The organism is Promicromonospora vindobonensis (assembly GCF_042685865.1).
GTDB classification, from domain to species: domain Bacteria; phylum Actinomycetota; class Actinomycetes; order Actinomycetales; family Cellulomonadaceae; genus Promicromonospora; species Promicromonospora vindobonensis.
Map to the genome: position 1 here is coordinate 1,556,232 of NZ_JBHUOG010000001.1, position 18,303 is coordinate 1,574,534.

An 18,303-nucleotide genomic window follows, 5' to 3' on the forward strand; every position below is an offset into this window, starting at 1 on the left:
GTAATCACGTTGGCGTGTACGGGTCCAGGCGCCATTCCCGAATAGAATGTTCGGCACTTCTGCACAAAGATGGGTACATGCTCAACCCCTGGCGACTCCGCCTCCTGCACCAGCTGCACCTGCTCGGCACGGTGCGCGCCGTGGCCGAGGCGGCCCACATGAGCCCGTCGAGCGTGTCCCAGCAGCTCGCCACGCTGGAGACCGAGGCGAAGGCGCAGCTCTTCGAGCGGGTGGGCCGCCGCATCCGGCTGACCCCCTCCGGTGTCACGCTCGCCGGACACGCGTCCGACATCCTCGACCGGATCGCGGCCGCGGAGGCCGATCTCGCCGGCCTGCACTCCGAGGCCACCGGGGTCGTGCGGCTGGCCGGGTTCACCAGCGCGTTCCACGGCATCATCGTGCCGGCGGTCGCCGCCCTCGCCCAGGAGCACCCCCGCATCCAGGTGGAGCTCACCGAGGCAGAACCCCTGGTCAGCCGCCCTGCGCTGCAGCGAGGCGAGGTGGACATCGCGGTCTGCGCGGACTTCCCGGACGCCCCCGTCCCGCCCGACGCCGACCTCACGCGCCTCCCCCTGACGGGCGACCGCGTGGTGCTCGTGACGGCGCGCGAGACGGCGGCCGCCGAGCGCACCGGACGCGTCGACCTGGCCACCCTCGCGGACGAGCCCTGGGCGTTCGAGCACCCCGGCGCCCACCTGGCCGACCTCGCCGAACGGCTCTGCCGCCGCGCCGGCTTCACGCCACGGACGGTTGCCCGGTTCGAGAGCCACGGGACGCTGCTGGGCCACGTCGAGGCAGGCCTGTCGGTCACGCTGCTGCCGTTGCTCGCCGTCCACGACCGGTACGCCGTGCGCACGCTCGACCTCATCGACCCGCCCCGCCGCGACATCCACCTCATCGCGCGCCGCACCACGATGGACCGGGCGGCCGTGCGGGTGGTGGTGGACGCGCTGCGCCACCAGGCACGCTCAGCCTGAACCCGATGTCTTCGCAGGTCAGCCGGGTTGTGCTCGGGTAGAGACGGGTCGTGAGGGCCGGTGCGGACCGACCGAGGTCAGAAGTTCTCGATGTCCGACTGGGCCGTCCGCAGCGCCTCCGCCAGCTCGCGCAGCCGCTGCAGGTCCTCCGCGTCCATCGCGGGTGTCACGTAGTGCGCGATCGACCGCACGTGTCGCCGGCCGAGCTCCTTCTGGGTGGCCGTGCCCTCCTCGGTGAGGCTCACCAGAACGCCTCGACCGTCGTCCGGCGCAGGGTGCCTGCGCACCAGGCCGCGCTTCTCGAGCCGCTCGACCATGCGCGACAACGAGGACTGGGCCATCAGGATGTTCTCGTTAAGTTCGCGCAGCCGCAGCGTCTCCCCCGGCGCGAGGGAGAGCGTGAACAGCACGTCGTACTCCCGCATGCTCAGGTCGCCCCAGATGTCGTCCGCCAGGAGCCGACGCATCACGGTCACCTGGGCGCGAAAAAGCGACTCCCATGCTTCGGCCGCCTCGCGAGCCGACGGCACCCGTCGCTCAGTCATCGGCGCGCCCTCCTCGTCATCCACGGCACGCTACCCGACTGAACTTTCACTCACCTACCTGCGCGTGTGGTGGCGAATTTCACCATGTCGAATATCCGCTACGAAGGCGTCCTGACCCCACCGCCGACACGGCGTCACCGCCCGAGACGGCGCTCCCGGAGCGAGAAGTCGCGCAGCGCACGCAGGAAGTCGACGCGCCGGAACGCCGGCCAGTACGCCTCGCAGAAGTAGAACTCGGTGTGCTGGCTCTGCCACATGAGGAACCCGCCGATGCGCTGCTCGCCGGAGGTCCGGATGACGAGCTCCGGGTCGGGCTGCCCCTTGGTGTACAGGTGCTCGGCGATGTGCTCGACGTCGATCGACTCGGCGAGGTCGGCGAGCGTCGCGCCGTGCTTCGCGCGCTCGGTCAGGTAGGAGCGGACGGCGTCAGCGATCTCCGTCCGGCCGCCGTACCCGATGGCGACGTTGACCTGTAGCCCTTTGACGCCCGCCGTCCGGTCCGCCGCCGAGCGTAGCGCGCCGGCCAGCCGTGCCGGGAGCAGGTCGAGCCGACCGATGACACGCAGCCGCCAGCGCCCGGACTCGGCGAGGTCCGACACGGCGTCCTCGATGATGTCGAGGAGGTTGCTCAGCTCGCCGGCCGACCGGCTCAGGTTGTCCGTCGACAACATCCACAGCGTGACGACCTCGATGCCCAGCGACTCGGCCCAGCCCAGGAACTCGGTGATCTTGTCGGCGCCCCGGCGGTGACCCGTCGCCGCGGTCTCGCCGAACGAGCGCGCCCAGCGGCGGTTGCCGTCGAGCATCACACCGATGTGCCGGGGCAGCGTCGCGCCGTGCAGGGCTGACGCAAGGCGTCGCTCGTAGAGGCGGTACAACGGGCTGGGCAGGCGCACGGATACCTCAGTGGGTCGGGCCAGTGGGAGCCGCGAGGCGCGGTCCGCACGGCAGCACTTGCGCTGGGTCGAGTACCCGGCAGGACGTGGACAAAGGTACTCCCCGAATCCGGGGGTTTCCGCGCACCAGGGCCCTCTCCGGGCGCCCGGCGGGCGACTCCCGCCAACCCGGCGCAGGATCTTCACAAGGCCCTTGTCCAGCGGACGAACGCGCAACCTACGCTAGAGTAAGTTACGCAACCGTAGGTTGCGTCCCAGCACCAGGAGGGCGCCGGATGCCGAACGCAGAGGAGAGCAGCGTGCGAGCTCACACGGACGGGCCGGACGACTCGGCCGGCCGCTCGGACGAGGCGGCACAGAAGTCCACCGGCGGGCACGGCGAGGCCCGCGACAAGGCCACCGACGTCGTGCAGGACCTCTCCGCCTCGGTGTCCGACACCGTCGAGAAGGTCGAGCGGAAGGTCAAGCCCCGGCTACGCGGCTGGATCCACGCGGGCACATTCCCGTTGGCCCTCGTGGCGAGCATCGTGCTGGTCGTGCTCGCCCCCACCGTGCCGGGCAAGGTCTCCGCGTCGGTGTTCGGCCTGAGCGCCTGTCTCCTGTTCGGCGTGTCCGCCGTGTACCACCGCGGCAACTGGTCGCCCCGGGCCGACGCCGTGCTCCGGCGTCTCGACCACACGAACATCTTTCTGATCATCGCGGGGACCTACACGCCGCTCGCGGTCCTGCTCCTGCCCCGCGGCCAGGGGACGGTGCTGCTCTGGCTGGTCTGGAGCGGCGCGCTGCTCGGGCTGCTGGCCCGCGTCTTCTGGCTGAACGCGCCCCGCTGGGTCTACGTGCCGGTCTACCTCGCGCTCGGCTGGGTCGCCGTCGCCTACATGGGCCAGTTCTGGGCCACCGGCGGCCCTGCGGTCGTCTGGCTCATCCTGGCGGGCGGCCTCGCCTACACGATCGGCGCGATCGTCTACGCCACCAAGAAGCCCGACCCGAGCCCGGCGTGGTTCGGCTTCCACGAGATCTTCCACGTGCTCACGGTGATCGGGTTCCTGTGCCACCTGGTCGCGATCTACCTGGCCAACCTCGCGGTCTGACCGGGCCTGCGGGCGCTGACTGGTCGCCCCAGGCCGCGCCCGGTCCGTCCCGCGGCCGTCGCCGCCCGCCCGCTGTCACTCCCCGTTGAGCCCCGCGACGAACAGGTCCTCGAACAGCGCGCCGTCGCCCGTGCTGCTCACCTGCTGGGGCGTCCCTCCGGACGTCTCGAGGGTGCGGCCCGCCGAGGGCCCCTCCAGCACGACGTCGACCGGGCGCACCCGGTAGTCCACACCCTGCCCGGTCACGAGCGACACGGCCGCAAGGGTGTCCCACCAGTACATGATGCCCAGGTCGATCAGCTCGGGCAGGCCCGGCTGCGTCACGATGGCGTGCACCGTCCGCGCCTCGTACGTCACCGCCTCGGCACCCAGCCGCTCCACGTAGGCGGGCGTGATCGGCGCGTGGTTGGTGGCATCCAGCGCGACGATGCGCACCCGCGCACGTGGCACCGTCGCGAACACGTGGTCGGCCGCAGCGGGGTCGATCCACATGTTGACCTCCTGGGTGTTGTCGAACCCCTCGGTGGTCGAGCCGAACAGGTTGCCGCCGACGTCGAACGCCCCGCCCATGACGACCACACGACCCAGGTGGTCGCTGACCGTCCGCCGGCTCATCCGGTCCAGCGCCGCCGAAAGGTTGCTCAGCGGCCCCGTGGTCAGCACGGTCACCGGGGTGCGCGACGCGCGGACGCTGGTCGCGATGAGCTCGGCCGCCGACACCTCCCCCGGCCGGTCCGGCACCTCCGCGTCGCCAAGGGCTCCGCTCAGTACCTCCTCGAACAGCTCCCGCGCCTCGGGCGGCGGCTCGTTGACCCACTCCGCCGATCCATCGGCGACCGGCACGTCCGGCAGGCCGCACTCCGTCAGGATCGTCCGGGCGTGCGTCAACGACCGCCCCGGCGTGCCCACCCCGTTGTTCACCACGGTGACGGCACGCAGGTCGACCAGCCCGCGCTTGTCGGCCTGGCAGAGGTACAGCAGCGTCGCTGCGTCGTCGAAGTCCAGGTCGGAGTCGTAGACCACGGGGACGGGGCCGCGGTCCGGTTGCCCGCCCGGCGGCCCGACGGCGGAGGCCGCCGTCACCGTGGTGCCCGCCAGGCCCAGAGCGAGCACGGCCGACGTGAGTACCCGCATGCTCGACGAGAGTTTCCGGACGCCCACCATGGCGTTCTCCTTCCGCTGCCGGTCGGAGTCATCGTGCGTGCCGGACAGGCGTGTGGGAACGACATTCGCCGCTGCCCGAAGCGGTCACGCCTCGGCGGGAACCACGGTGTAGCGGCGGTTCGCGAGCGACGGGTTGGTCTTGCGGACCGCGGCGAGCGGGGCAGGGTCCAGGTCGACGGTGCGGTAGGCCTGCTCCTCGCCCATCTCCAGCTCGACGACACCGTCCGGTCCCGCGAGGAGCGAGCGCCCGGTGACCCCCTCGCCCGTCATCCCGACGCCGAGCACCGCAGCGGTGTTCTCGATCGCCCGCGCCCGGAGCAGCGTGTGCCAGTGGTCGGCCTTGAGCGGGCCGGCGACCCAGGCGGCCGGGTACACCAGCACGTCCGCTCCGGCGTCGACCAGCCGGCGGGCCGACTCGGGGAACCGGAGGTCGTAGCAGGTCAGCACCCCGAAGGTGAGACCGCCCAGCCGGAGCGTGACCGGCTCGGCGTCGGCGGGGCCTGGTTCGAGCCGGTCCGACTCCTGGTATCCGAACGCGTCGTACAGGTGGACCTTGCGATAGACGCCGGCGATCTCGCCGGCACAGTCGACCACGACGAGCGCGTTCACCGCGCGGACCCCGTCGGAGCCCGGCAGGGTGACGCCTGCGATCACGGCGACCCCGTGCTCGCTCGCCCTGGCGCGCAGGAGCGACACGAACGGGCCGTCGAGCGGCTCGGCGTGCTCCGGTCCCACGCCTCGCGGGTCGTACGCGGAGGAGTACTCCGGCAGCACCAGGAGGCGGGCCTCGGCGCGCTCTGCCACCTCGAAGGCGTCGACGACGGTCTGGCGGTTGGCCGCGTGGTCGGTGGTGACGGCCACCTGGGCGACCGTCACGCGCACGACGCCGGCGGGAGTACCCGGCGCTGCCAGGTCAGTCACCTGACCCGCCACTGCTGCTGGACGAGCTGCCCGTATCGGACGGTGAGGTGCTCGCGTCGGACGTGCCGGAGGCCTCGGAGCCGGGCGCGGTGTCGTTCTCCGCGCGGCGGAAGGTGATGACCTCCGGCTCGGGGACCGGGAGGCCCTGCTCGCGGGCGTTGTGGCCTGCCCTGCGCAGGTGCTTGCTCAGGTTCAGGAACAGGGCGACGCACGCGAGCGCCAGCGCGAAGGTGACGACGAAGCCGATGAGCCCTGGTGAGACCTGCCACTCCTCCAGGCCCGGACGGAGCGTGCCCTCCGTGGGGTTCGGTGACGGGTCCGTCGCGAGGGCCAGCGCGCCGGCGACCAGGGGGCTCATGCGGGGACCTCCGACCGGACGCCCTCGAACAGGTCCTCCTCGAACTCGCCCGCTGCGCGCTCGGGCAGAGGCACGCGGGACTCCGCGAGCTCGTACTCGTCCCAGGGCCACACGTCGATCTCGAGGTCCCGCGGCACCGCGAAGAAGAAGCCGGTCGGGTCGATCTGCGAGGCGTGGGCCCGCAGCGCGGCGTCCCGGTTCGGGAAGTAGTCGGCGACGGGGACCAGCGTGGTCACCTGGCGCTCCGGGATCTCGCGCGCGTCCCGCGACTCGACCCAGTCGCCGAACGGTGACTCGAGCCCCGCGCCCTCCATGGCCTCGTGCACGGCGCGGATGCGCTTCATCGAGAAGCCGTGGTTGTAGTAGAGCTTGAGCGGTTCCCACGGCTCGCCCGTGCCCGGGTAGCGGTCAGGGTCGCCGGCAGCGGCGAACGCCTCGTAGGACACCTCGTGGCACTTGATGTGGTCCGGGTGCGGGTAGCCGCCCGACGGGTCGTACGTGGTGATCACGTGCGGCCGGAACTCTCGCACGGCCTGCACCAGGGGTGCGGCGGCCTCCTCCAGGGGGACCAGCGCGAAGCAGCCTTCTGGCAGCGGGGGCAGGGGGTCGCCCTCCGGCAGGCCGGAGTCCACGAAGCCCAGCCACTGGTGACGGACGCCCATCGCGGCGGCGGCCTCAGCCATCTCCAGCTGACGCACCGCGCGGCGGCCCTCGATCGACTCGAACTCGTGCCCCTCGGGCACCTCGAACGTCGGGTTCAGCACGTCGCCCCGCTCGCCCCCTGTGCACGTCACGATGAGGACCTCCACCCCCTCTGCGGCATAGCGGGCCGTGGTAGCGGCTCCCTTGCTCGACTCGTCGTCCGGGTGCGCGTGCACCGCCATCAGACGGAGCGGCTCACGCTCGGGTACGGACACTGGGTCCTCCTGTGTGGGATGAGTACTGGGACAATCACTCACATGGACCATGATGGTCCAGGGACAATCTTGCTACGAACCACTGACACCTCGATCCAAGCGAGCCGTGATGACCGACCCAGAACCCGTCGCACCGACCGGCGCCACGCCGCCGGCGCAGGCTCCAAGCCTCGCCGAGCGTTACGGCCGGACCAAGCCTGGATCGCCGCAGGCAGCGGCGCTGCCTGGCGGGACGGACCCGTGGGACGAGTCCGACGGCGTCCGCCCACGGCCCAAGCTGTCGGTGGGGGCCCGGATCGCGGTCGCCCTCGCGCTGGCCGCCGGTGTGGCCCTCGCCGCATGGTTCACGATCGTCGACACCCAGCGCGACCCCGTGACCTTCACCGACGTCGGGTTCTCCGTGACGAGCGCCGAGGCCGTCGACGTGACGTTCGACGTGAGCATGCCACCGGGTACCGAGGCCGTGTGCACGGTGACCGCGCTGAGCAAGAGCTACGCGGAGGTGGGCGCCGTCGACGTCGAGGTGGGCCCCGACTCCGCGCGCACCACGCGGCACACGGTGACCATCGCCACGACGGAGCTCGCGACCACCGGCGTCGTCGACAGCTGCGACGTGCGCTGACAGCACACCGTCGAAATTAGTACACCGTCCGCTCAGAGCGGAACCCGGGACAGTTTCGGCATGTCTTTCCCAGGGATTGGTATTCTGGTCGTTTCACACGCTGTGTTGACCGGCTGACGCGCGTGCCCGATCCGCTCCGTCGGTCGGGTTTTGCGCGCGGCCGTAACTGTGGCTCGATCGAGCAACGACGAAAGGAGAGCCCCCGTGGCCGACGCTTCTGTCACCTGGCTCACCCAGGAGGCGCACGACAAGCTCAAGGCTGAGCTGGAGCATCTCTCCGGCCCCTATCGGGCGGAGATCACCGAGCGCATCGCGGCTGCCCGCGACGAGGGCGACCTCAAGGAGAACGGCGGGTATCACGCCGCGCGCGAGGAGCAGGGAAAGAACGAGGCACGGATCCTTGAGCTCACCGAGAAGCTCCGTAACGTCCAGGTCGGTACTCCCGCGGACGACGGCAAGGTCGAGCCGGGCATGGTCGTGACGGCCGTGGTCGCCGGCGACGAGATGAGCTTCCTGTTCGGCTCGCGCGAGATGGCGGGTTCCACGGAGCTCGACGTCTACTCGCCGACGTCGCCGCTCGGCGCCGCTATCGACGGCAAGTCGATCGGCGCGAAGACGAGCTACCAGGCGCCCAACGGGCGCGACATCCCGGTGGAGATCACGGGGGCGAAGCCCTTCCAGGGCTGAGCCGTAGGTGAGGTGCAGGGTGCGGGCCGAGGAACGAGGCACTCACCCGAAGCGGAACCGCAGGCTCGGCCCTTGTCCATAGAGCCTGAGCCCCGCCGCAGCGCAGAACCGACGGGTCTGTCAGACGCTCGGATCACCTCGGTGAGCTGAACGTCCGGCAGGCCCGTCGGCGTGTCCTGACTCGTGCACGGGCGCCAGGTCGGCGAGCCGCCGTGCCAGGAACCGCCGGTCCCCCTCCCGGTCCACGAGGCCGAGCGCCCTCCGGTACTCCGCCGCCGCCTCGACCGGACGTCCCGCGCGCCGCAACAGGTCCGCGCGCATCGCCGGGAGCAGGTGGTAGGCCGCCAGCTCGGGGGCCGACGCCACCTCGTCGAGCTCGACCAGACCTGCCTCGGGGCCCCTGGACATCCCGACCGCCACCGCCCGGTTGAGAGCCACCACCGGCGAGCGCGTCATGCTCACCAGGACGGCGTAGAGGGCCTCGATCTCGGCCCAGTCCGTCCGGTCCGCCGACACTGCCCGCGCGTGCAGGGCCGCGATCGCCGCCTGCACCTGGTACGGCCCGGGACGCCGCGCGGCGAGCGCGTCGTCGAGCACCGTCAGCCCCTCGGCGATCTCGTCGTGCTGCCAGAGCGACCGGTCCTGCTCCTCGAGCGTGCGTGGCACCGCCTCCTCCGCCCCGGCATCCAGCCGGGCCTGCCGGCGCGCGTGCTGGAGCAGCAGCAGGGCGAGCAGCCCGCGCGCCTCCGGCTCGTCGGGCAGCAGCCGCGCGACGAGCCGGGCTACGCGGAGCGCGTCGTCCGCCAGGGCGCGCCGGGCCTCGGCCCCTGCGACGTCGTCCGCCGGCTCCGCCCACGCGTCGTAGCCCTCGGTGAAGAGGACGTACAGCACGGCCAGCACGGCCGATACGCGCTCGTGCAGCAGCTCCGGCGGTGGCACCCGGAACGCGATGCCGGTGCTGCGGATCTTGCGCTTGGCCCGGGTCAGCCGCTGGGCCATCGTCGTCTCCGGCACGAGGAAGGCCCGGGCGACCTGCGCCGTCGTCATGCCGGTGAGCGACCGGAGGGTGAGTGCCACGCGACCGCCCGGTGGCAGCGCGGGGTGGCAGCAGGCGAAGACGAGGCGAAGCAGGTCGCCGTCGGGGTCCTCCGGCTCCACGGAGGCCCAGCCGGCGCCGTCGGCCACGGCACCGTCGACGGCGTCCGCCGCCTCGGCCGCCGGGTCGCTCACGGCCGTGCCGAGGCGCTCGGTGAGCCGCGCCGACACCGCGACCTTCTCCGCCTCGACCGTGCGTCGCCGCAACCGGTCCACCGCACGGTTGCGCGCCGTGGTGGTGAGCCAGGCGCCGGGGCGTGCGGGCACGCCGTCCCGCTCCCAGGTGCGCAGCGCGACCGCGAACGCCTCCTGGGTGCAGTCCTCCGCGAGATCGAGGTCGCCGGTGCTGCGAGCCACTGCCGCGAGCACGCGGCCCCACTCGTCGCGGAAGGCCGCCGTGACGGCCTGCCCGACGTCGGTCACGCCCCGGCGTCGCTGTCGAGGTCGAGCGGCCAGAACGGGCGCAGCTCGATGGCGCCGGTGTACGCCATCGGGTGGGCTGCGGCGATCCGGATGGCCTCGTCCAGGTCGGGGGCCTCGAGGACGTCGAAGCCCGCGATCACCTCTTTGGTCTCGGTGAACGGGCCGTCGGTGACGACCACCTCGCCGGTGCGGACCTGGACGCCCACTGCGTCTGCCGGTGGGCGCAGGCGGTCGCCCATGACCGCGCGACCCGAGCCGTAGGTGTCCCGCACCCAGGACTCGATGTCGGGCACGTCGGCCGGCTCGGCCGGGGCGTCGGGCGTGTCGAGGACGAGCATGAGATAGCGCATGGTGTGCTCCCTTCCGGGGAGGTCCCCGGTGTCATGGTCCCGCGACCGGAGCGGCCGCGTCATCTGGACGACGAACGGGAGGGCACGTGCACGACACCCGCACGACACTCAGTTCGCGACGACCTCGTAGCCCTCGGACTGCAGCCGTTCCACGACGGCGCCCCGGTGCTCTGTGCCCTTGGTCTCGAGCTGCAGGTTGACCCGCACCTCCGACACGGCGAGCGAGACGTCGGTGCGCGTGTGGTCGACGGCCACGATGTTGGCGCCTGCCGCGGCGATCGTCTCCACCAGCCGCGCGAGGGCTCCCGGCTTGTCCATCAGCCGTACCTGCAGCTTCAGGTACCGGCCGGCCGCCACCAGACCGTGCTGCACCACACGGAGCAGCACCAGCGGGTCGATGTTGCCGCCGGACAGGACCGCGACGACCGGCCCTTTGAACGCTCCGGGCCCTGCGGCCATGATGCCTGCGACACCAGCAGCACCGGCGGGCTCGACCATCAGCTTGGAGCGCTCCAGCACGGCGAGCAGCGCGCGCGAGAGCTGGTCCTCGGTGACGGTCCGGACCTCGACGCCCTCTTTCTGCACGATCCCGAACGGCACGTCGCCCGGCAGCCCTACGGCGATGCCGTCGGCCATGGTGGAGCCGAGCGTGCCCGCCAACGGCTTGCCCGCCTTCAGCGAACCCGGGTAGGCGGCCGCGGACGCCGCCTGCACGCCGACCACCTTCACGTGCGGTGCGGCCTCGGCCAGCACTGCGGCGATCCCTGCCACGAGCCCGCCACCACCCAGCGGCACGACGACGGTGGCGACGTCGGGCACCTGTTCCAGGATCTCCAGGGCGACGGTGCCCTGGCCCGCCACGACGTCCACGTGGTCGAACGGGTGGATGAGTACCCGGCCGGAGCGGGCCGACTCGACGCGGGCCGCTGCGAGCGCCTCGTCGACGGACGAGCCCACCATCCGCACCTCCGCGCCGTATCCGCGGGTCGCCGCGACCTTGGGCAGCGCGGCATCGACCGGCATGTAGACGACCGTGTCGATGCCGAGCATTCCCGCGGCGACCGCTACGCCCTGCGCGTGGTTGCCCGCGGAGGCCGCCACGATGCCTCGTTCCCGTTCGGCGGGCGACAGGCGGGCGAGCCGCACGTACGCGCCGCGCACCTTGAACGAGCCGGCGCGCTGCAAGTTCTCGCACTTGAGCAGCACCTTTGTACCGGCAATCGTGGAGAGCGCACGGCTCTCGGTGATCGGTGTCCGCGTGATGACACCGTCGAGCAGGTCGGCGGCGGCGCGGGCGTCGTCGGCGGTCACCGTGAGGTGGCCGCCGTAGGACTCCAGGTCGAACGGATCCAAGGGCACAGCGGGCATGTTGCCCGACTGCGCCCCCAGATGCACGTTCAGCGCCTCTCGTCGCCCTCCGGCGCGTCGCGGCCCTCGTCGACGCCGACGTCCGTGAGGGCCGTCTCGGCCACCACGCCGGGCGCACGGCGCAGCCGGAGCGGGATCGGTGGTGCGTCGGCCGCGCGCCACCGGATCGGCAGCGCGTCCTCGTCGCCGAGCTCCGGGAACTTGTCGTGCCCGTTGAGGTAAAGGATCACGGTGTTCAGCACGGCCGCGAGCGGCACGGCGAACAGCGCGCCGACGATGCCGGCCGCGTAGGAACCGGCGGCCACTGCGAGGATCACGGCGACCGGGTGCAGAGAGACCGCCTGGCCCATGAGGAACGGCTGCAGCGCGTGCGACTCGACCTGCTGCACCAGCAGCACCACGCCGAGCATGATGAGAGCGGCTACCCAGCCGTTCGAGACGAGCACCACGACCACCGCGATGGCGCCGGTGACGATGGCTCCGACGACCGGCACGAACGAACCGACGAACACCAGGATGCTGATCGGCAGGGCGAGCGTCGGGACGAAGAACACCGCGCCGATCCCGATGCCGACCGCGTCAACGGCAGCCACGAGGATCTGCGTCCGGGTGTAGGCGGCGAGCGTGACGGCGCCGCGCCGGCCCGCCTGGTTGACCCGCTCACGGGAAGACTGCGGCAGCAGGCCGACGATCCAGCCCCAGATGCCCCGCGGGTCGTGCAGGAAGAAGAACGTGCAGAACAGCGCGATCAGCGCCCCGATGAGCACGCTGCCCGCGGTGGCTGCCGCCCCGAGGGCCCCGCTCACGATGGCGCCCTGCTGTGCCTCGAGCTGGTCGAGGATGTCCTGGCTGTAGCTCTGCAGCTGGCCCTCGAGCCCGAACTGCACCGAGAGCTGCGTCCACAGCTCGTTGAAACCGCTGACGGCCTGGGTCTGCAGGTCGGCGAACCCGTTGGCGATGGACTGCCCCGCCAGGGTGATCAGACCGGCGACCACCAGGATCAGGCCGACCAGCGAGAGGCCGGCGGAGAGCCCGCGTGGGAGGCGCAGCCGCTCGTTCAGCAGCCGGCGGACCGGGGTCAGCATGATCGTGAGCAGCAGGGCCACCGCCACCGGGATGACAATCGTCTTCAGCAGCGTCAGGAGCCACAGCGCCGCGGCGATGAACGCGCCGATAAGGAGCATGCGCCACGACCAGGATGCGGCCGCCCGGATGGCTGGCGGGACGGCGCCGGACTCGTCGGTGGGCGGCGCGGTGGTCTGGGTTGACGTCACGCTGGTCTCCTCGGTCTGCGACACGGATAACACCCTAGGGGAGCACACTGACGCCCTGGTGGCCTGCCCACGCGCCGCACCAAAAGTGCACCGTGCGCGCACGGATCCGACAGATGTCGGAACGAGCACCCGACACCTGACCGATGACGTGGAGAGCGCGTGCCCGTAGCCTCACGGCACGGCCCGTGGTGGGTCGTGTCCCGGACGACCCGGAGGGCGGCACCCGCATGAGGCTCCGATCAGGCACACGACCGACACGACCGACACCAGGACCCGTCACCGGGCGGGCCGCCCGCCGGGCGGCGGCCGTCGCCGCAGCGGCAGCGCTCGCCGTCCCGCTGACGCTCCCCCTCGTGGGGACGACGTCGACCGCCGAGGTGACCGCCTCGGCGTCGGGCAGCCCGATCGCCGCGCCCGACCCGCAGGACTGGACCGACCAGGCCGAGATGACCTGGGACGACTACTCCCCCGTCCGGCCGGCGGAGTGGGACACCGCTGACACCTCGGAGGGCAGCGACGTGCAGTACCGGACGGCGGTGATCCTGCTCGAGTTCTCCGACCAGCCGTTCCTCATCACGCAGGACCCGCTGACGCACCCGTTCGGCAACCCGGCCAGCGGCTTCCAGCCGGTGGCCCCGACGACGTGAACCAGTGGTTCTACGACTACTACGCCACACCGAACGAGTACAACGGCGGGCAGACCCTGCACGGGTACTGGATGGAGGACAGCCACGGCCGGATCGGGGTCGACGTCGAGGTGTTCGGCCCGTACACGCTGCCGGGCAAGCTGCACGAGTACGGCTACGACCGGTTCAACGAGCCGGTCGAGGAGTTCTGCCCGCAGGGAGACGAGTGCGGCAAGGACATCCGCGAGGCCGGGTTCGAGGCCTGGCACGAGGACATGGGCGGCTGCGAGGAGCGGCTCTGCGGCTTCGACAACGGATTCTGGGTGACCGCTGGGCACGACGAGACGTCCACGTGGGAGGAGTTCGGACAGATGATGTTCGAGTCCCCGGAGGACGTCCCGGACGAGCTGGGGCCGCCGCGCGCGGAGAACGGCGAGGCGCCCCTCAACCAGAACGGCGACCCCATGCCGAACTGGGCGGCGACCCGGTACGTGGACTGGACGTCGTGGCAGTCGGCGGCCAACCACTGGCCCAACGCGGGCGGCGGCACCTCGACCCAGGCGGAGAGCTCCGGCCTCGGCGTGTTCGCGCACGAGTTCAGCCACCTGCGCGGCCTGCCGGACAACTACAACAACCCGTTCGCCGACGACACCCGTAACTACACGGGCTACTGGGAGATGATGAGCCGCGGCTCGTTCAACGGACCGGGCGGCACCCACAACCGGTGGCAGATCCCGAACGCGGGCGGCTCCGCCCTCGGGCCGCACCACATGCTCCACTACAAGCAGGACCTCGGTGTGCTCACTGCCGACGACCAGGTCCTGCTGACCCGGTCCCAGCTCGCCGAGCAGGGTCCGGCCGTCGCCACCCTCAAGGCCCGTTCCTCGGTGCCGGAGTCACGGGGCGGGAGCAGCGGCAAGGTCGGCCTCGAGGTCACGCTCGACGGCGGGTACGCCGCCGGCCAGTGCGCAGCGGACACGCCGGAGGACCCAGACTTCTGGTGCCCCGACGGCACCGGCTGGACCGACTTCACGATGGAGGTCGTCGACCGGGTGGGCAACGACTCGTTCACCGCTGGCCACGGCGTGCTCCTGGCGCAGAACCAGCCGCGGGGCACCCCGCGCGAATGGCTGGTCGACGCCAACCCGGAGAACATCGGTCGGATCGACTACTACCGCCCGGACGGCACGCCGGTGCCCGTGGTGCGCGGCGACCCCCGCCAGCTCGACGACGGCACCTTCCACGCGGGGACAGAGTCGGGCAGCGCGTACGAGTACGTGGACGAGCCCAACAACGTGCACCTGTACGTGCTGGACGCCTCGCGCGCCACCGACGGCGCGCTGACCTACGACGTCGCCGCGCGGAACCTCGACGCCTCCGGCCCGGCGCGGCGCGATGTCCGGCTCGGCCGGCCGGAGCAGCACCCGGTCGGTGACGGCAGCACGCTGGTCAACGTGCCGGTCCGGAACACGGGCGAGGCCGGCGAGGGGATCTTCGACTCGGACGTGTACCGGGTCTCCGCGTCCGTCCGAGGGCGCGGCTGGGAGGTCAGCATCCCGTACGAGGTCACGGCCGTGGAGGCGGGCGGCACGCTGCCCGTGTCGGCGTACGCGACGGCGTCGGACGGCGCAGCACGGACGGCGATCCTGACCCTCACGGTCACGAGCGAGTCCGACCCGGACGTCGCGCGGACGGTGCGGGTGCCGCTGCGGGCCAAGGCGCCGACGGCGCGGTCGCTGTCCACGCTCGTGGCGGACTACGAGGACCGCGGCGTGCTCACCGGCGAGGAAGCCCGGCGTCTCGAGGCGCACCTGCGGGTCGCTTCCGGGGCACATGGCGGCTCGGCGGACGCGGCGCTCGCACGGTTCGCCCAGGACGCGGAGAGCCTGGCCGACGTGGGGCAGCGCAACCTCGCCGCCGCCGCGCTCTCCGCGGCGGCCGGCGACCTGCGGGACGCCGGGTGACACTGCGCTCCGACGGCGCCGAGGTCGGTCACGTGCCGGCCTCGGGCGCCGGGCGTGGTCGTTCGCGCACCGCCGTCGCGATCGCCGCCGTGCTCTCGGCCGGGCTGTGCCTCAGCGTGCTGCTGGCGGCGTGCTCCGGTGGGGCCGTGAGCGCCCAGGACACCCAGGCCGTGCGCATCGTGGTCCCTGACGCGAACATCCGCGAGCCGTCCGACCCGTGCTCGGGTGCGCGTGCCTTCCGGTACGCGCACCCGGAGGCGGCGTACGAGGTGCTGGCGGACGGCACGGTGCTCGCCGCCGGCGCGCTCCCGGAGGGACGGGCCGAGAAGGCCTTCTCGATCGACCTGGGTGCCGACCGGCAGCCCACGGTGTGCGTCATGTCGCTCGACGTTCCCGCCTCGATCGACCTGTCGGGTGCCGAGCTCATGATCGGCGAGCACGGCCCCGTGCCGATCGAGCCGAACCCTGCCTTCGACGACGCGCCCGAGGCGGTGCTGCGATGAGGAACGCCCTCACGAGCCTCGTGGCGGCAGCCCTCGTCGTGGCCTCCCTCGCCGGGTGCTCCGAGGCGACCCGCGGCCGTATGCCGGGGCCGGTGCCGTCGGGCGTGGAGTTCCACCCAGCGCCCGACGACGCGCCTCCGGCGCCCCCGCTCACCCTTGAGCTGACCGACGGCACGAACCTCGACCTGGCCGAGCAGTGGGGCGAGCGGCCGGTGGTGCTCGTGTTCTTCGAGACCTGGTGCACCCGCTGCGAGGTCCAGCAGGGGTCGATCAACGACGTGGTCCAGGAGTACGAGGACACGGTCCTGTTCGTCGGCGTCGCGCACCTGTCCGAGCCCGCCGAGATCGCGGCGTACGTCGAGGACAACGACATCGAGTACCCCGTGGCCGTGGACCCGGGCGGCGACGCGACGCTCATGTACGCCGTCGCCGAGCCGCCGCTCGTCGCCCTGGTCGGCAAGGACGGCAGCCTGTTGCGCGGCTGGCCGGAGGGGGTGGAGGGCGAGGAGCTCAGCAGGGCCGTCGCCGACCTGGCCGTGCGCTGAGCCCACCTGACCGTGCGCTGAGCCTGCCCGTTCGCGGGGCGAGCCCACCTACGACGGGCGGGTCCGCCCGTCGCGGGCCGAGCTGGTCGAGCCCGGGACCTCAGGGCCCGACGAGGCGTCCTGCGGCTCTGGCGACCTTGAGTGCCAGGTGCAGCGCGAGGCGCTCCGTACCGTCCTTGAGGTCGGTGCCGGCGAGCTGCTCGACACGCTGCAGCCGGTAGTACAGCGACGTGCGGTGCAGGTGCAGCGCCTCGGCCGTCGCCTGTGCGCTGCCCGCGAGCTCGAGATACGTCTCCAGCGTGCGCAGGAGCGGGGCAGCCTCCGGCAGGTCGAGGAGCGCCTCGAGACCGGGGTGTACAGGGACGCCGTCGGCGGCGATGCGCGCGGCAACCCCGGCGAGCGGGTCACCGGACGAGGGCGGGGCCGGTGCTGGACGGGGCTCGGGGCCGGCTGCGAAGCCACCGCCCGGGTCGGCGGTCGCACGCCGCACATCAGGCAGGGCTTCCGGAATGGTGGGGACGAACGTGATCAGCACGTTCCCCGCGTCGAGCCGCAGTACGACCTCGCTGTCCACGGCCCTCCCCGGTCTCGACGTTGCCTGGGGACTCTATTTGAGAGTTCTCGTGAATCTCAAGGGCAGTTCCTGGTCAACTCGTGGGCAACTCTCAGGATTCCAGCATTCGCCTCTGCGGGTGCACCGTCTCACCGCGCTCCAGCATGCCGACGAACTTGGCGATGTTCCGCGCCCGGGTCTCCGGCTTCTTGACCCCCGTGATCCTGAACAGGATCGCGTAGCGGTTCTGTGCGGTGAGGATCCCGAACATCGCCGTCGCACGCGGGCTGGCCGCGAGCGCCTCGGCCAGGTCGGGCGGCACCTCGATGTTCTTGCTGCCCTCGTACGCGGCATCCCAGCGACCGTCCGCCTTGGCCTTGTCGACCTCTTCCTGACCACGGGGCCGCATGCGCCCCTCGGCGGTCAGCCGGCCGACGATCCCGACGTTCCGTGCCGACCAGCGGCTCCGTGACCTGCGCGGGCAGTACCGCTGCAGCGCGGTCGCGTCATCGCGGCCCAGTGCCTGTGCGTCGATCCAGCCGCTGCAGAGCGCCTCCTCCAGGGCGGAGTCGCGCGTCAGGCTCGTCGGGGCGTCCTTGCCTTTCTTCGCGAGAATCAACCAGACGCCGTTCGAGGTCGACTCGTTCTCGTCGAGCCAGGCGCGCCAGGCGGCGGTATCGGCAAGCAGGAGCTCAGGGTCGGTTTCGGCCATGGAGAGGACGCTACGCCGAGCCACCGACATCGACGGCTCGGTCCGACTCCGCGTCTGCTGGCAGAATCGCAAAGTGGTCGTGGCCGCTGAGCGGCCGCACCACCCGGTAGTCCTGATCAGTTGCCACAACGAGGTTCGTGCCCAGCGAACCGGCGACGACCACGTTCATCGCATCCGCGAGGTCCAGTGATCCAGGCTTGCGACGCTTTCGCTCCATCCTGCCCTCGTACTTCTTGATGAGCGCCCTGGCGGTCCCGTAGTCCTCAGGGCGTGGGTCGGCCACGTCGAAGAAACCGTCAGTGACGTTCTCGAGAAAGTCGCTCGCCGCAAGATGCTCACCCGCAGCACTGAGAAGGTAGTGAACCTCGGCGATGACGAGCGGAGTGACGATCGCGGTCCTGGCGGACTCAAGAGTCTCTCGGAACTGATCATGCTGCGGCTCCCCCGGGTCCATCGCGGCGACGATCCCCCCGGTATCGGCGACAACGATCACTCGCCAAAGCCGTCCATGAGTTCATCGACGCGCTGAGTCAGACCGTGCTGCCGCAGGCGACCCTTCATCTTCGGACGGGTACGCAGATGATCGTGGATCACCTGGTCGATTCCTTCGCGGATCAGATCCGCCTGGGATCGCCCCGTGAGCTCTCCGATACGTACGAGATTGGCCTTGCGCTGCTCGTCGAGGTAGATGCTGGTCTTCATCATGCCCTAC

Annotated in this window: 22 protein-coding genes; 8 read left to right on the top strand and 14 right to left on the bottom strand. The window is 71.5% G+C overall.

Translation table 11 applies throughout. The annotated features are described in order from the left end of the window. Window positions 1-77: 77 nt before the first annotated feature. Window positions 78-977 carry a LysR family transcriptional regulator gene (locus ACFS27_RS07020; protein WP_377181345.1) on the top strand — a complete coding sequence of 300 codons (900 nt, stop codon included), beginning with the start codon at window positions 78-80 and terminating at the stop codon, window positions 975-977. Window positions 978-1,054: 77 nt separating this feature from the next. Here ACFS27_RS07020 and ACFS27_RS07025 read toward each other — a convergent pair whose 3' ends face one another. Then, window positions 1,055-1,522, bottom strand: coding sequence for a MarR family winged helix-turn-helix transcriptional regulator (locus ACFS27_RS07025; protein ID WP_377181348.1), 468 nt, complete (start codon window positions 1,520-1,522; stop codon window positions 1,055-1,057). Window positions 1,523-1,656: 134 nt separating this feature from the next. Then, a complete protein-coding gene (locus tag ACFS27_RS07030; protein WP_377181350.1) occupies window positions 1,657-2,418 on the bottom strand; it encodes an isoprenyl transferase in 762 nt (253 codons plus the stop codon). A gap of 299 nt (window positions 2,419-2,717) precedes the next feature. On the opposite strand from ACFS27_RS07030, the gene trhA reads away from it, so the two are divergent. Next, complete coding sequence (trhA, locus tag ACFS27_RS07035; RefSeq protein ID WP_377181352.1) at window positions 2,718-3,509, top strand: PAQR family membrane homeostasis protein TrhA; 792 nt, start codon at window positions 2,718-2,720, stop codon at window positions 3,507-3,509. Window positions 3,510-3,584: 75 nt separating this feature from the next. Here trhA and ACFS27_RS07040 read toward each other — a convergent pair whose 3' ends face one another. The 4 genes from ACFS27_RS07040 to mca form a co-directional block, all read right to left on the bottom strand. Further along, window positions 3,585-4,673: a nucleoside hydrolase gene (locus tag ACFS27_RS07040; protein ID WP_377181354.1), complete on the bottom strand. Its 1,089-nt coding sequence runs from the start codon at window positions 4,671-4,673 to the stop codon at window positions 3,585-3,587. Between the two features lie 84 nt (window positions 4,674-4,757). Further along, the gene (locus ACFS27_RS07045; RefSeq protein WP_377181356.1) at window positions 4,758-5,594 is read right to left on the bottom strand and encodes a carbon-nitrogen hydrolase family protein; all 837 of its coding nucleotides are present in this window, start codon (window positions 5,592-5,594) and stop codon (window positions 4,758-4,760) included. Continuing rightward, window positions 5,587-5,952 carry a hypothetical protein gene (locus ACFS27_RS07050; RefSeq protein ID WP_377181358.1) on the bottom strand — a complete coding sequence of 122 codons (366 nt, stop codon included), beginning with the start codon at window positions 5,950-5,952 and terminating at the stop codon, window positions 5,587-5,589. Before ACFS27_RS07050 ends, ACFS27_RS07045 begins: the two co-directional genes overlap by 8 nt. After that, on the bottom strand, window positions 5,949-6,836 hold the full coding sequence (mca, locus tag ACFS27_RS07055) for a mycothiol conjugate amidase Mca (RefSeq protein ID WP_377183635.1): 888 nt from the start codon (window positions 6,834-6,836) through the stop codon (window positions 5,949-5,951). The genes ACFS27_RS07050 and mca overlap by 4 nt, the downstream gene beginning before the upstream one ends. A 142-nt stretch (window positions 6,837-6,978) precedes the next feature. Between mca and ACFS27_RS07060 the strand changes: the two genes are divergently transcribed. Next, window positions 6,979-7,491 carry a DUF4307 domain-containing protein gene (locus ACFS27_RS07060; RefSeq protein ID WP_377181360.1) on the top strand — a complete coding sequence of 171 codons (513 nt, stop codon included), beginning with the start codon at window positions 6,979-6,981 and terminating at the stop codon, window positions 7,489-7,491. 204 nt (window positions 7,492-7,695) lie between these two features. Continuing rightward, a complete protein-coding gene (gene greA / locus ACFS27_RS07065) occupies window positions 7,696-8,178 on the top strand; it encodes a transcription elongation factor GreA (protein WP_377181362.1) in 483 nt (160 codons plus the stop codon). 120 nt (window positions 8,179-8,298) lie between these two features. On the opposite strand, the gene ACFS27_RS07070 is transcribed toward greA, so the two are convergent. From ACFS27_RS07070 to ACFS27_RS07085, 4 genes are all read right to left on the bottom strand, one after another. Further along, on the bottom strand, window positions 8,299-9,696 hold the full coding sequence (locus ACFS27_RS07070; RefSeq protein ID WP_377181364.1) for an RNA polymerase sigma factor: 1,398 nt from the start codon (window positions 9,694-9,696) through the stop codon (window positions 8,299-8,301). Then, window positions 9,693-10,046, bottom strand: a complete 354-nt coding sequence (locus ACFS27_RS07075; RefSeq protein WP_377181366.1) for a YciI family protein — start codon at window positions 10,044-10,046, stop codon at window positions 9,693-9,695. The genes ACFS27_RS07070 and ACFS27_RS07075 overlap by 4 nt, the downstream gene beginning before the upstream one ends. A 108-nt stretch (window positions 10,047-10,154) precedes the next feature. Next, window positions 10,155-11,414, bottom strand: coding sequence for a threonine ammonia-lyase (gene ilvA / locus ACFS27_RS07080; RefSeq protein WP_377183637.1), 1,260 nt, complete (start codon window positions 11,412-11,414; stop codon window positions 10,155-10,157). A 29-nt stretch (window positions 11,415-11,443) separates the two neighbouring features. Next, entirely contained in the window at window positions 11,444-12,688 is a 1,245-nt protein-coding gene (locus ACFS27_RS07085; protein WP_377181368.1) for an AI-2E family transporter, read from the bottom strand. Between the two features lie 227 nt (window positions 12,689-12,915). Here ACFS27_RS07085 and ACFS27_RS07090 point away from each other — a divergent pair, with 227 nt between their 5' ends. The 4 genes from ACFS27_RS07090 to ACFS27_RS07105 are packed head-to-tail and all read left to right on the top strand — an operon-like array spanning window position 12,916 to window position 16,326. Further along, window positions 12,916-13,335 (top strand): hypothetical protein, encoded by a 420-nt coding sequence (locus ACFS27_RS07090; protein WP_377181370.1) that lies wholly within the window; start codon window positions 12,916-12,918, stop codon window positions 13,333-13,335. Continuing rightward, window positions 13,332-15,278 (top strand): M6 family metalloprotease domain-containing protein, encoded by a 1,947-nt coding sequence (locus ACFS27_RS07095; protein WP_377181372.1) that lies wholly within the window; start codon window positions 13,332-13,334, stop codon window positions 15,276-15,278. Before ACFS27_RS07090 ends, ACFS27_RS07095 begins: the two co-directional genes overlap by 4 nt. Beyond that, a complete protein-coding gene (locus ACFS27_RS07100; RefSeq protein ID WP_377181374.1) occupies window positions 15,275-15,781 on the top strand; it encodes a hypothetical protein in 507 nt (168 codons plus the stop codon). Before ACFS27_RS07095 ends, ACFS27_RS07100 begins: the two co-directional genes overlap by 4 nt. After that, window positions 15,778-16,326 (top strand): TlpA family protein disulfide reductase, encoded by a 549-nt coding sequence (locus tag ACFS27_RS07105; RefSeq protein WP_377181376.1) that lies wholly within the window; start codon window positions 15,778-15,780, stop codon window positions 16,324-16,326. The genes ACFS27_RS07100 and ACFS27_RS07105 overlap by 4 nt, the downstream gene beginning before the upstream one ends. Window positions 16,327-16,426: 100 nt before the next feature. On the opposite strand, the gene ACFS27_RS07110 is transcribed toward ACFS27_RS07105, so the two are convergent. From ACFS27_RS07110 to ACFS27_RS07125, 4 genes are all read right to left on the bottom strand, one after another. Next, the gene (locus ACFS27_RS07110) at window positions 16,427-16,900 is read right to left on the bottom strand and encodes a PucR family transcriptional regulator (protein WP_377181378.1); all 474 of its coding nucleotides are present in this window, start codon (window positions 16,898-16,900) and stop codon (window positions 16,427-16,429) included. A gap of 91 nt (window positions 16,901-16,991) precedes the next feature. Beyond that, window positions 16,992-17,591, bottom strand: a complete 600-nt coding sequence (locus ACFS27_RS07115; RefSeq protein WP_377181380.1) for a YdeI/OmpD-associated family protein — start codon at window positions 17,589-17,591, stop codon at window positions 16,992-16,994. 10 nt (window positions 17,592-17,601) lie between these two features. After that, a complete protein-coding gene (locus tag ACFS27_RS07120) occupies window positions 17,602-18,084 on the bottom strand; it encodes a type II toxin-antitoxin system VapC family toxin (protein WP_377181382.1) in 483 nt (160 codons plus the stop codon). Beyond that, the gene (locus tag ACFS27_RS07125) at window positions 18,081-18,296 is read right to left on the bottom strand and encodes a hypothetical protein (RefSeq protein WP_377181384.1); all 216 of its coding nucleotides are present in this window, start codon (window positions 18,294-18,296) and stop codon (window positions 18,081-18,083) included. The genes ACFS27_RS07120 and ACFS27_RS07125 overlap by 4 nt, the downstream gene beginning before the upstream one ends. Window positions 18,297-18,303: the final 7 nt, after the last annotated feature.